Raw genomic sequence first — 12,219 nt, forward strand, 5'->3', positions numbered from 1 at the left:
CCGCCCGCCCGCCCCTAGAAATCGGAGAACACACCACATGACAACGACGTCAGCGACGTCGACGCGCGGTGGAGCGCGCGTCCACGTCCAGCGCTTCGGCACCTTCCTCTCGGGAATGGTCATGCCGAACATCGCGGCCTTCATCGCCTGGGGCTTCATCACGGCCCTCTTCATCCAGACCGGATGGCTCCCGCTCCTCGGCATCGACGCCACCTGGGTCCAGCAGTTCGGCGGCTGGAGCACGGATCCCGACGTGGTCAACACCGGCCTCGTCGCCCCGATGATCACCTACCTCCTCCCGCTCCTCATCGCGAACACCGGCGGCCGCATGGTCTACGGCGCCCGCGGAGGCGTGGTCGGCACCATCGCGACCATGGGCGTCATCGTCGGCGCCGGCATCCCGATGTTCATCGGCGCCATGATCATGGGCCCGCTGTCGGCGTGGCTCATGAAGAAGGTCGACTCGATCTGGGACGGCAGGATCAAGCCCGGCTTCGAGATGCTGGTCAACAACTTCTCCGCCGGGATCCTCGGCCTCCTCCTCGCGCTCCTCGCCTTCGCGGGCGTCGCGCCGCTCGTGGTCGGCCTCTCGACCGCCCTCGGCGCGGGTGTGGAGTTCCTGGTCAACGCGGGCCTGCTCCCGTTGACCTCGCTCTTCATCGAGCCGGCGAAGATCCTCTTCCTCAACAACGCCATCAACCACGGCATCCTCACGCCGCTGGGCGTGCAGCAGGCGGAGGAGGCGGGCAAGTCCTACCTCTTCCTCCTCGAGGCCAACCCCGGCCCCGGCATGGGCGTGCTCCTGGCCTTCGCATTCTTCGGCATCGGCGCGGCCCGCGCCTCGGCTCCCGGTGCGGCGATCATCCACTTCATCGGCGGCATCCACGAGATCTACTTCCCGTACGTGCTGATGAAGCCGGCGCTCCTCGCGGCCGTCATCCTCGGCGGTGCGACCGGTGTCGCGACGAACGTCGCGTTCAACTCCGGCCTCCGCGCCCCCGCCTCGCCCGGCTCGATCATCGCGGTGCTCCTGCAGACCGCGAACGACAGCTTCCTCGGCGTCATCCTCTCGGTGATCCTCGCGACCGCCGTGTCGTTCCTGGTGGCCTCGGTCATCATCCGGTCCGGCCGCAAGCGCGACCTGGCCGCGGAGCAGGAGGGCGACGACAAGCTCGCCGCCGCCGTCGCCGCCAACGAGGCGAACAAGGGCAAGGAGAGCGCCGTCGGCTCGCTCATCAACGCCCGCGGTGCCAACGCTCCGCAGGACTCGGCCGGCGCCTCGACCGCGGGGGCCACGGCCACCGCGACCCAGGTCCGGAACATCGTCTTCGCCTGCGACGCCGGCATGGGCTCGTCCGCGATGGGCGCCTCGGTGCTGCGGAACAAGATGAAGAAGGCGGGCTTCGAGGACGTCACGGTCACCAACAAGGCGATCGCCGCTCTCGAGGACGACGTGGACCTGGTCATCACCCAGGCCGAGCTCACGGAGCGCGCCCGCCAGCGCACTCCGGGCGCCATCCACGTCTCCGTGGACAACTTCATGAACAGCCCGAAGTACGACGAGGTCGTCTCGCTGGTCGCGGAGCAGCACGGCAAGTAGTACGCCAACCATTCGGAGGGAACCCGTAGGGTGCGACAGAGCGGACACGCTCCGCTCGCCCCTGCGGGTTCCCTCGCTGTCAGCACCTCCACGGAAGGACGCACCCCATGAGCGACGTGCTCACCATCGGACAGATCGACGCCTCCGGCACCGCCACCACGAAGGAGGCCGCCATCAAGGAGGCCGCCGACATGCTGGTCGGCGTCGGCGCGGTCACCCCCGCCTACTACGAGGCCATGCTCGCCCGCGAGGCGACCGTCTCGACCTACATGGGCAACCTGCTCGCCATCCCGCACGGCACCAACGACGCGAAGGACGAGATCCGCTCCTCCGCCCTCTCGTTCGTGCGCTATGCGCAGCCGATCGACTGGGACGGCAACGAGGTGCGCTTCGTCGTCGGCATCGCCGGCGTCGACAACGAGCACCTCGAGATCCTCTCCAAGATCGCGATCATCTTCTCGGAGGAGGACGAGGTGCAGAAGCTCCTCGACGCTCCGGACGCGCAGTCGCTCTACAGCCTGCTGGGCGAGGTCAACTCCTGATGCCCACCGCCGTCCACTTCGGCGCCGGCAACATCGGCCGCGGCTTCGTCGGCCTGATCCTGCACGGCGCCGGCTACGAGCTCGTCTTCGCCGACGTCAACTCCGAGCTGATCGGCCGCCTCGCCGCTGCCGACAGCTACGAGGTGCACGAGGTGGGGGAGGAGGCGGCCACGCACGTCGTCAACCGCTTCCGCGCGATCGACTCGGCCGCCGACGAGGAGGCTCTCGTCCGCGAGATCGCCGCCGCCGACATCGTCACCACGGCCGTCGGCCCGAACATCCTGCGCTTCGTCGCCCCCGTGATCGCGAAGGGCCTCGCGGCCCGCGACGAGTCGGCGCCGCGGCTGGCGGTCATGGCCTGCGAGAACGCGATCAACGCCACGCGCCTCCTGCAGACCGAGGTCGCCGCGAACCTCGGTGCGGACGAGTGGGAGCGCCTGCGCACCCGCGCCGTCTTCGCCGACACCGCGGTGGACCGCATCGTCCCCAACCAGGACCCGGGCCAGGGCCTGGACGTGACGGTGGAGAGCTTCTTCGAGTGGGTCGTCGACCGCACTCCGTTCGAGGGCACCGAGCCGGAGATCCCGGGCGCGACCTGGGTCGACGACCTCGAGCCGTTCATCGAGCGGAAGCTCTTCACCGTGAACACCGGCCACGCGACGGCCGCCTACACCGGCTTCGCGGCCGGAGCGCACAAGCTCTCCGACGCGCTGGCGATGCCCGAGGTGCACGACGCGGTCAAGGCCGCGCTCGAGGACACCAAGGCGCTCATCGTGGCCAAGCACGGCTTCAGCGACGAGGAGCAGCAGGCCTACCTCGAGAAGACGCTGAAGCGCTTCGCCAACCCGTACCTGACCGACACGGTCGACCGGGTCGGACGCCAGCCGTTGCGGAAGCTGTCGCGGCACGAGCGCTTCATCGGACCGGCGGCCGAGCTCGCCGAGCGCGGGCGCACGCCGGAGGGCCTGCTCGCCGCGATCGGCGCCGCGCTGCGCTTCGACGTGCCCGAGGACCCCCAGAGCGTGGAGCTCCACGAGAAGCTGGCCGCGCTCACCCCGGAGGAGTTCGTGGCGGAGGTCACCGGCCTCACGGCCGAGCACCCGCTCTTCGACCGGGTCGTGGCGGTCGTCCGCTGCTAGTCCCGTGGCCGCACGGCGGTGAACGACGACGAGGTCCCCTGCTTCCCGCGGGGGACCTTCGTCGTCTGCGGCGGCTCGGGCGAAGCGCTAGAACAGCCGCCAGCGCGTGAGCGGCCAGGCCACGGCGAAGACGCGTCCGGTGACCCTGTCGATTGGCACGGTCTTCACGCACGTGTCGATCGGCCCGCCGGCGCCGCGGCACTCGCCGAGCGAGTCGTTGGAGTTCGACCGGTGGTCGCCCAGGACGAAGAGGGAGCCCTCGGGGACGGTGTACTCGTCGAAGCAGCGGAGGGACGCGGGGCTCGTCGTGCAGTCGAGGGTCCCGGGGGTGAAGGGGAAGTCCTCGAACACGTAGGACTCGTCCAGCGGCTTCCCGTCGACCAGCACATGCCCCTCGGCGTCGCAGCAGGAGACGGTGTGGCCCCCCTCGGCGATCAGCCTCTTGACGAGGAACTCCTCGTGGGAGGGGCCGATGCTGGTGACGTCGCCGAACGTCTTCACGATCTCGGAGAGGGGGCTGCCGGCCTCGTCGCTCGCGCCCCAGTCGGCGTCGCGCGAGAAGACGACGATCTGCCCCTCCTCCGGCCCGCCCTGGAGGGCGAGGGTGCGGTCGACCAGGATCCGGTCGCCGAAGAACCCGCCGCCCTGGAGGGTGTTCTCCATCGATCCGGTCGGCACCGTGTACACCTTCACGAAGAAGGTCTGCACCAGGGCGATGACCGCGATCGCCGCCAGGATCGTCACCACCGGGTGCGAGTACCAGCTCCGCCTCGCGGTCGCTGACCTCGTCGTGCGCGCCATGTGCTCTCCCTCCGGCTCGACGGAGCCAGCCTAGGCGGCGGCGGACGCAGGGCCCGGCAGGGGGCGCGCGTCGGGCGCGGAGGCGGAGGAGGGGGCGACACGCCCGAGGTGGCGGAGCGGCCGCGATTCGCGTAGCATCGACCCTTGGTGTTTTGCGCGTGCTCCGGCATGCCCGCGAACCCCGATCCGGGCTCTCGCCCGGTGGTGGCTCGTCGCGGAAACATTCGCACGACCAGTACACACACTACTTCCGAACGACAGTGAGGCTATGGCCAAAAAAGACGGTGTCATCGAAATCGAAGGTGCGGTTGTCGAGGCGCTCCCCAACGCGATGTTCCGCGTGGAGCTGACCAACGGACACAAAGTTCTCGCCCATATCTCGGGCAAGATGCGTCAGCACTACATCCGGATCCTCCCCGAGGACCGGGTGATCGTGGAGCTGAGCCCCTACGACCTGACCCGCGGCCGGATCGTCTACCGCTACAAGTAGACGTTCGCTCCGCTGACGTTCGCGACGTGCGTGTCCTGTAAGGAACGGCCCCGGCATCCGCCGGGAGCACGACGCCAGCGAAAACAAGGACAAGAACAATGAAGGTCAACCCCAGCGTCAAGCGCATCTGCGACCACTGCAAGATCATCCGCCGCCACGGCAACGTGATGGTCATCTGCAGCAGCAACCCCCGCCACAAGCAGCGCCAGGGCTAGTCCCGCTGCTTCCGCGAGGGAGCGCAGGGGCGGCGTGCCGCCCCCACTGCACAACTGAACACACCCGCAGCACCAGAAATCGCGCAGCACCCCGGCGACCCCGGGGTGGACGGCGAGGACACCTTCGGTCGGAGGCCGAGGCACCGGTGCTGCTTCACACCTCCACTCACTCACAGGAGAAGCCACAATGGCACGTCTGGCAGGAGTAGACATCCCGCGCGAGAAGCGCGTGGAGGTCGCACTGACCTACATCTACGGTGTCGGCCGCACTCGCGCGCTCAAGACCCTGAGCGACACCGGGATCGACGGCAACATCCGCGTCAAGGACCTCAGCGACGACCAGCTCGTCTCGCTCCGCGACTACATCGAGGGCAACTACAAGGTGGAGGGCGACCTCCGCCGCGAGGTCGCCGCCGACATCCGCCGCAAGGTCGAGATCGGCTCGTACGAGGGCCTCCGCCACCGTCGCGGCCTCCCGGTCCGTGGACAGCGCACCAAGACGAACGCGCGCACCCGCAAGGGACCCAAGCGCACCGTCGCCGGCAAGAAGAAGGCCGGCCGCAAGTAACGCGGGCGACACGGACCTAGAGGAGATACAGAATTGGCTACCCCCAAGTCGGCCGCGCGCAAGCCGCGCCGCAAGGAGAAGAAGAACATCGCTGTGGGCCAGGCCCACATCAAGTCGACGTTCAACAACACCATCGTCTCGATCACCGACCCCTCCGGGGCCGTCATCAGCTGGGCCTCGTCCGGTGGAGTCGGCTTCAAGGGCTCGCGCAAGTCGACGCCGTTCGCCGCCCAGCTCGCCGCCGAGTCGGCCGCGCGCCAGGCTCAGGAGCACGGCATGAAGAAGGTGGACGTCTTCGTGAAGGGCCCTGGCTCGGGTCGTGAGACCGCGATCCGCTCGCTCCAGGCCGCAGGCCTCGAGGTCGGCTCGATCAACGACGTCACCCCGCAGGCGCACAACGGCTGCCGCCCGCCCAAGCGTCGTCGCGTCTAAGCAGCACTCGCAGCCGTCGGCCGGCCGCACGAACCGCCCCCGGGCGGGGAGTGCGGCCGGCCGGCGGATCGCGCATTTCTTTCACAACTCCACACCTCGCAAACGCACGTGTCATATAGCGGACACGTGATCGAAAGGAATCATCAGTGCTTATCGCACAGCGTCCGACGCTCACCGAGGAGAACATCTCGGAGTTCCGTTCCCGCTTCGTCATCGAGCCCCTCGAGCCCGGCTTCGGCTACACGCTCGGCAACTCGCTGCGTCGCACCCTGCTGTCCTCCATCCCCGGCGCCGCTGTCACCAGCATCCGGATCGACGGAGTCCTGCACGAGTTCACGACCGTCCCGGGCGTCCGCGAGGACGTCACCGAGATCATCCTGAACATCAAGGGACTCGTCGTCTCCTCCGAGCACGACGAGCCGATCACCGCCTACCTGCGCAAGCAGGGAGCCGGCCAGGTCACCGCCGCGGACATCTCGGCTCCGGCCGGTGTCGAGATCCACAACCCGGAGCTCGTCATCGCCACGCTGAACGACAAGGCGAAGTTCGAGCTCGAGCTCACGATCGAGCGCGGCCGCGGCTACGTCTCGGCGACCCAGAACCGCAGCGAGTTCTCCGAGGCCGGCCAGATCCCGGTCGACTCGATCTACTCGCCCGTGCTGAAGGTCACCTACCGCGTCGAGGCCACCCGTGCCGGCGAGCGCACCGACTTCGACCGCCTGGTCGTGGACGTGGAGACGAAGGCCGCGATCTCGCCGCGCGACGCCATCGCCTCCGCCGGACGCACGCTGACCGAGCTGTTCGGTCTCGCCCGCGAGCTGAACAACGCGGCCGAGGGCATCGAGATCGGCCCCGCGCCGGTCGACGCGGTCCTCTCGACCGAGCTGTCCATGCCCATCGAGGACCTCGACCTCTCGGTGCGCAGCTACAACTGCCTCAAGCGCGAGGGCATCAACAACGTCAATGAGCTCGTCGCCCTCTCGGAGACGCAGCTCATGAACATCCGCAACTTCGGTCAGAAGTCGGTGGATGAGGTCAAGGAGAAGCTGACGGAGCTCGGCCTGTCGCTCAAGGACTCGGTCCCCGGGTTCGACGGCGCCCACTTCTACAGCTACGACGACGAGAGCATCTAGGTCCTCCGCTCCGGAGCCCCGGCTCCCCGCGTCCGACCTGCTGACACCCCTTTAGTACTGGAGTAAACCCATGCCCAAGCCCACCAAGGGCCCCCGCCTCGGAGGCGGACCCGCACACGAGCGCCTGCTGCTGGCGAACCTGGCCGCGGCCCTGTTCACGCACAAGAGCATCAAGACGACCGAGACCAAGGCCAAGCGCCTTCGTCCCCTCGCCGAGCGCCTGGTGACCTTCGCCAAGCGCGGCGACCTGCACGCCCGTCGTCGCGTCCTCGCGACGATCGGCGACAAGTCGGTCGTCCACGAGCTCTTCACCGAGATCGCTCCGCTCGTCGCCGAGCGCGAGGGCGGCTACACCCGCATCACCAAGATCGGCCCCCGCAAGGGAGACAACGCGCCCATGGCCGTGATCGAGCTCGTCCTCGAGCCCGTCACCCCCAAGGCGAAGAAGTCGCGCACCGCCACGGCGCCCGTGTCCGCTCCGGTGGACGAGGCCCCCGCCGAGGAGACCACTGCCGAGGAGACCCCCGTCGAGGAGGCGCCCGTGCAGGACGCTCCCGTCGAGGACGCCGCGCAGGACGCTCCGGTCGAGGAGACCGGCGCGACCAAGTAGTCACGCCCCCCTCTGACGAGAGCCCTCCGTCCCCTCCGGGGCGGGGGGCTCTCGTCGTTCCACGGGGCCGACTGGCGCGAATCGTCGCTTACGATGGCACGGCTGCGCTCGTCGGGTGCGGCCGCGTCACGACCGGCGCTCCCGGGGACCGCCCCGACGATCCTCGGAGGACTCCTGTGCGACTGCGCTCCTCGGCCGCTGCGGCGCTCCTCGCACTGGCACTCGCGGCCGGAGTGAGCGGCTGCGCCTCCGGCGAGGTGATCGACGTGCCGGAGTCGGCGGGCCTCGCGAGCACGCCTCCGGTACCGTCGGCCGCACCGACCGTGCCCTCCGTGCCGTCGAGCGAGGGTGTGGACTGCGCGACCGCTCTCCCCGCCTCCCTCGTCGAGCAGGAGGCCGGCCTGACGGCGGGCACCGTGTCGATCACCGCCGCGGGAGACACGTGCTCCTACGCCGTCGACGGCGGCGACCCGGTCGTCGTGCTGACGCTGCACCGCGGGCCCCTCGTCGAGACCTTCACCGGTGCGGGCGAGGCGCTCGGCGCCGTGCCGGTCTCGCTGGGCACGGCCGCCTACTGGGTGCAGGGCATCGCCTCCGCCCCCTCCGAGCTGGCCGTGCTCGCAGGCGGCTGGGAGGCGCGGATCGTCTCCTCGGTCGGCGAGCAGTCGACGCTGGTCGGCTGGGCGGTCTCGGCCCTGGCGACCGTCGACGTCCCGCTCGCGGTCGCCTGAGCCGCGACCACGGCGCGCTCTAGACTCGTCTGATGCTCCACCGCGTCCGCCTCGACCTGGCCTACGACGGCTCGCACTTCTCCGGCTGGGCCAAGCAGCCCGGCCTCCGCACCGTGCAGGGGGTGCTCGAGGAGTCGCTCGCCCTGGTCCTGCGCTCCGAGCAGCACCCGACCGTGACGGTCGCCGGGCGCACCGACGTCGGCGTGCACGCCAGCGCCCAGGTCGCCCACGTCGACCTCACCCCCGAGCAGTGGGGCCGCATCAGCAGCGGCAGGCGCCGACCGGGGGAGGAGCCGTTCCCGCCCGCGTCGATCCTGGAGCGGCGGCTCCGCGGGATCCTCGGGCAGTACACCGACGTCTCGGTGCACCGGGTGACGGAGGCGCCTGAGGGGTTCGACGCGCGGTTCTCGGCGCGCTGGCGGCGGTACGAGTACCGGCTGGCCGACGCCTCCTCGATGCGCCACCCGCTCGACCGCACGTACACCACCTGGATCACCGACTCCCTCGACCTCGACGCGATGACGGCCGCGGCCCGCTCGCTCCTGGGCCTGCACGACTACGCGTCGTTCTGCCGTGCCCGCGCAGGGGCCACCACCATCCGGAGCCTGCTCGACTTCACCTGGGAGCGCGACGCCGACGGAGTCCTGCACGCCCACCTGCGCGCGGACGCCTTCTGCCACAGCATGGTGCGGGCCCTCGTGGGGGCGTGCGTGGCGGTCGGCGCCGGCAAGCTCGAGGCGGGGGCGGTCCCGCTGCTCCGGGACGCCGCCCGACGGACCAACGCGTTCGCGGTGATGCCGGCCCGCGGCCTCATCCTCCGCGAGGTCGACTACCCCGAGGACGACGCACTCGCCGAGCGGGCCCTGCTCACCCGGGCGAAGCGCACCGTGCGGACCGAGGGGCCGGACCCGGAGGACTCGGAGTGAGGCGAGGGCGCGCGACCGCGCCCCGCGACCCGTGGCGGCCCGGGCCGCACCTCCCGCCGCCGGAGCCCCTGCCGCCACGATCCGTGCTTGGCCGCACGGGGGCTTTGCTGTAATGTCGACCCTTGGTGTTTTCGGCCGTGTGCCGAGCGCCCGAAGTTGAGCCCTCCACCGGATCGGTTCGGCCCCTCGCGGGTCGAACGGCCACGGAGCGGGATCCACGAACACCTCACTCCGACCAGAAAGCAGCACTCACGTGACTCGCACTTTTTCTCCGAAGCCGGCTGACGTCCAGCACGACTGGATCGTCATCGACGCGTCCGACGTCGTGCTCGGCCGTCTCGCCACCCACGCCGCGGCGCTCCTGCGCGGCAAGCACAAGGCCACCTTCGCGCCGCACATGGACATGGGCGACTTCGTCATCATCGTCAACGCGGAGAAGGTCGCCCTCACCGGCCAGAAGCTCCTCCAGAAGAAGGCCTACCGCCACTCCGGCTACCCGGGCGGCCTCTCGGCCACCACGTACGCCGAGCTCCTCGAGAAGAACCCGGTCCGCGCCGTCGAGAAGGCCATCCGCGGCATGCTCCCCAAGAACTCCCTCGGCCGCGCCCAGCTGCGCAAGCTGAAGGTCTACACGGGATCCGAGCACCCCCACGCGGCCCAGCAGCCGCAGGCGTACGCCTTCACCCAGGTCGCCCAGTAGGCTCCGGCCCTCCCCGACACCCCAGACTTCGAAGACAAAGGATCACCTACACCGTGGCGAAGATCGCAGACCAGATCGACGTGGCTCCCGAGAGCTACTCCACCGAAAGCCCGGCCACCGAGGCGTCCACGACGCCCCGCGCCGTCCTCAACGTCTCCGGCGCAGCCGTGGGCCGACGCAAGCAGGCCATCGCCCGCGTGCGCCTCGTCCCCGGCAACGGCGGCATGACCGTCAACGCCCGCGAGTTCGCGGAGTACTTCCCCAACAAGCTGCACCAGCAGCTGATCACCGACCCCTTCAAGGTGCTCGACCTGATCGGCTCCTACGACGTCGTCGCCAAGATCACCGGCGGCGGCCCCTCCGGCCAGGCCGGCGCGCTGCGCCTCGCCATCGCCCGTGCTCTCAACGAGATCGACCGCGAGAACAACCGCGCGATCCTGAAGAAGGCGGGCTTCCTGACCCGCGACGCCCGCGTCATCGAGCGCAAGAAGGCCGGTCTCAAGAAGGCCCGCAAGGCGTCCCAGTTCTCGAAGCGCTAGTCGACGCGGCCTGACGGCCGCACGACCAGCAGCTCGAGAAGGGACTGCGCACCATGCCGCGCCTGTTCGGAACAGACGGCGTCCGTGGCCTCGCTAATCGCGAGGTCACGGCCGACCTGGCTCTCGGCCTCGCCCAGGCGGCCGCCCGTGTACTCGGAGCGGCCGCCCGGGCCGAGGGCCGTCGGCCCGTCGCCGTGCTCGCCCGCGACCCCCGCATCTCCGGTCAGTTCATCGGAGCCGCGGTCGCGGCGGGTCTCGCGAGCGCGGGAGTCGACGTGCTCGACGCCGGCGTCATCCCGACGCCCGCCACCGCCTACCTCATCGCCGACGAGAACGCCGACTTCGGCGTGATGATCTCGGCCTCGCACAACCCCGCCGCCGACAACGGCATCAAGTTCTTCGCCGCCGGCGGACGCAAGCTCCCGGACGAGCTCGAGAACCGCATCGAAGCGGCCCTCGGAGTCCCGCCGCTCACGCCGACCGGAGCCGACGTCGGCCGCATCACCCGCTTCTCCGACGCGGAGGACCGTTACGTCCTCCACCTGCTCGGATCCCTCGAGGGCACCCGTCTCGACGGCCTGCACGTGGTCATCGACTGCGCGCACGGCGCCGCCGCCGGCATCTCGCCCCAGGTGTTCACCGACGCCGGAGCGACCGTCACCGTCATCGGCAACGACCCCGACGGCCTCAACATCAACGACGGAGTGGGCTCCACCCACCTCGACAACGTCGCCGACGCCGTCCGCGCGGCCGGCGCCGACATCGGCATCGCCCACGACGGCGACGCCGACCGCTGCCTCGCGGTGGACGCCGAGGGCCGCATCGTCGACGGCGACCAGATCATGGCGATCCTCGCGACCGCCATGGCCCGCCGCGGCGCCCTCCGCGACGACGTCCTCGTGGCCACCGTCATGAGCAACCTCGGCCTCAAGCTCGCCATGCGCGACGCCGGCATCCGCGTCATCGAGACCGCGGTCGGCGACCGCTACGTCCTCGAGGCGATGAACGACGGCGGCTACTCGCTCGGCGGGGAGCAGTCCGGCCACGTCATCATGAGCCGCTACGCCACCACCGGCGACGGCGTGCTCACCGGCCTCCAGCTCGCGGCCGAGATGGCCCGGACCGGACGCACCATCGCCGACCTGGCCGCCGTCATGTCCGTCTTCCCGCAGACCCTCCTCAACGTGCGCGGCGTCGACCGCGAGGGCGTCCGCGACGACGAGGTCATCGCCTCCGCCGTCGCCGACGCCACCGCCGAGCTCGGCAGCGACGGCCGCGTGCTCCTGCGCCCCTCCGGCACGGAGCCGATGGTGCGCGTCATGGTCGAGGCGAAGACGCAGGAGACGGCCGACCGCCTCGCCGAATCGCTCGCCGCGGTCGTGCTCGAGCGGCTGCGCTCTTAAGGAGCCGCTCCCTGCGCGGCTCCTCGCGGTCGGCTTGGGGAGGTGGTTGCGATGGGTGGAGCGGGGCGCGTTCGCCGCGGGTGAATCGCTTGGCACGCGATTCCCACGACGGCTCGTGGGTTGGGCCGCTCCCTGCGCGGCTCCTCGCGGTCGGCCTGGAGAGGTGGTCGCGATGGGTGGAGCGGGGTGCGTTCGCCGCGCGGGAATCGCTTGGCACGCGGCGGTGTTCGTTGCGGGGCCGCTCCCTGCGCGGCCCCTCGCGGTCGGCTTCGCGAGGTGGTTGCGATGGGTGGAGCGGGGCGCGTTCGCCGCGGGTGAATCGCTTGGCACGCGATTCCCACGACGGCTCGTGGGTTGGGCCGCTCCCTGCGCGGCTCCTCGCGGTCGGCT

The 12,219-nt window shown here is 70.3% G+C and carries 15 protein-coding genes; 14 read left to right on the forward strand and 1 reads right to left on the reverse strand.

The window, feature by feature from the left end:
- Window positions 1-37: 37 nt before the first annotated feature.
- From C5C59_RS16160 to C5C59_RS16170, 3 genes are all read left to right on the forward strand, one after another.
- Complete coding sequence (locus tag C5C59_RS16160) at window positions 38-1,600, forward strand: PTS mannitol transporter subunit IICB (protein ID WP_104238767.1); 1,563 nt, start codon at window positions 38-40, stop codon at window positions 1,598-1,600.
- 107 nt (window positions 1,601-1,707) lie between these two features.
- Window positions 1,708-2,142: a PTS sugar transporter subunit IIA gene (locus C5C59_RS16165; RefSeq protein ID WP_104224996.1), complete on the forward strand. Its 435-nt coding sequence runs from the start codon at window positions 1,708-1,710 to the stop codon at window positions 2,140-2,142.
- Window positions 2,142-3,281, forward strand: a complete 1,140-nt coding sequence (locus tag C5C59_RS16170; RefSeq protein WP_104238768.1) for a mannitol-1-phosphate 5-dehydrogenase — start codon at window positions 2,142-2,144, stop codon at window positions 3,279-3,281. Before C5C59_RS16165 ends, C5C59_RS16170 begins: the two co-directional genes overlap by 1 nt.
- An 87-nt stretch (window positions 3,282-3,368) precedes the next feature.
- Here C5C59_RS16170 and lepB read toward each other — a convergent pair whose 3' ends face one another.
- Window positions 3,369-4,082 (reverse strand): signal peptidase I, encoded by a 714-nt coding sequence (lepB, locus tag C5C59_RS16175; RefSeq protein ID WP_104224998.1) that lies wholly within the window; start codon window positions 4,080-4,082, stop codon window positions 3,369-3,371.
- Between the two features lie 268 nt (window positions 4,083-4,350).
- Here lepB and infA point away from each other — a divergent pair, with 268 nt between their 5' ends.
- The 11 genes from infA to glmM all read left to right on the forward strand — a co-directional run bounded on the left by infA (window position 4,351) and on the right by glmM (window position 11,829).
- Window positions 4,351-4,572, forward strand: coding sequence for a translation initiation factor IF-1 (gene infA, locus C5C59_RS16180; protein WP_022883252.1), 222 nt, complete (start codon window positions 4,351-4,353; stop codon window positions 4,570-4,572).
- Window positions 4,573-4,670: 98 nt separating this feature from the next.
- The gene (gene rpmJ, locus C5C59_RS16185; protein WP_055787164.1) at window positions 4,671-4,787 is read left to right on the forward strand and encodes a 50S ribosomal protein L36; all 117 of its coding nucleotides are present in this window, start codon (window positions 4,671-4,673) and stop codon (window positions 4,785-4,787) included.
- A 187-nt stretch (window positions 4,788-4,974) separates the two neighbouring features.
- Complete coding sequence (gene rpsM, locus C5C59_RS16190) at window positions 4,975-5,355, forward strand: 30S ribosomal protein S13 (protein WP_068251511.1); 381 nt, start codon at window positions 4,975-4,977, stop codon at window positions 5,353-5,355.
- Window positions 5,356-5,388: 33 nt separating this feature from the next.
- Window positions 5,389-5,787, forward strand: a complete 399-nt coding sequence (rpsK, locus tag C5C59_RS16195; protein WP_055787170.1) for a 30S ribosomal protein S11 — start codon at window positions 5,389-5,391, stop codon at window positions 5,785-5,787.
- Between the two features lie 146 nt (window positions 5,788-5,933).
- The gene (locus C5C59_RS16200; RefSeq protein WP_104224999.1) at window positions 5,934-6,920 is read left to right on the forward strand and encodes a DNA-directed RNA polymerase subunit alpha; all 987 of its coding nucleotides are present in this window, start codon (window positions 5,934-5,936) and stop codon (window positions 6,918-6,920) included.
- Between the two features lie 70 nt (window positions 6,921-6,990).
- The gene (rplQ, locus tag C5C59_RS16205) at window positions 6,991-7,530 is read left to right on the forward strand and encodes a 50S ribosomal protein L17 (protein ID WP_104225000.1); all 540 of its coding nucleotides are present in this window, start codon (window positions 6,991-6,993) and stop codon (window positions 7,528-7,530) included.
- Between the two features lie 176 nt (window positions 7,531-7,706).
- Window positions 7,707-8,261 carry a hypothetical protein gene (locus tag C5C59_RS16210; protein WP_104238769.1) on the forward strand — a complete coding sequence of 185 codons (555 nt, stop codon included), beginning with the start codon at window positions 7,707-7,709 and terminating at the stop codon, window positions 8,259-8,261.
- A gap of 32 nt (window positions 8,262-8,293) precedes the next feature.
- Entirely contained in the window at window positions 8,294-9,187 is an 894-nt protein-coding gene (locus tag C5C59_RS16215; RefSeq protein ID WP_104238770.1) for a tRNA pseudouridine(38-40) synthase TruA, read from the forward strand.
- Window positions 9,188-9,440: 253 nt separating this feature from the next.
- Window positions 9,441-9,887 (forward strand): 50S ribosomal protein L13, encoded by a 447-nt coding sequence (rplM, locus tag C5C59_RS16220; RefSeq protein WP_104225003.1) that lies wholly within the window; start codon window positions 9,441-9,443, stop codon window positions 9,885-9,887.
- 53 nt (window positions 9,888-9,940) lie between these two features.
- Complete coding sequence (rpsI, locus tag C5C59_RS16225) at window positions 9,941-10,426, forward strand: 30S ribosomal protein S9 (RefSeq protein ID WP_104225004.1); 486 nt, start codon at window positions 9,941-9,943, stop codon at window positions 10,424-10,426.
- A 53-nt stretch (window positions 10,427-10,479) separates the two neighbouring features.
- Window positions 10,480-11,829, forward strand: a complete 1,350-nt coding sequence (glmM, locus tag C5C59_RS16230) for a phosphoglucosamine mutase (protein ID WP_104251130.1) — start codon at window positions 10,480-10,482, stop codon at window positions 11,827-11,829.
- Window positions 11,830-12,219: the final 390 nt, after the last annotated feature.

The organism is Rathayibacter sp. AY1F4 (assembly GCF_002931775.1).
Taxonomy (GTDB): domain Bacteria; phylum Actinomycetota; class Actinomycetes; order Actinomycetales; family Microbacteriaceae; genus Rathayibacter.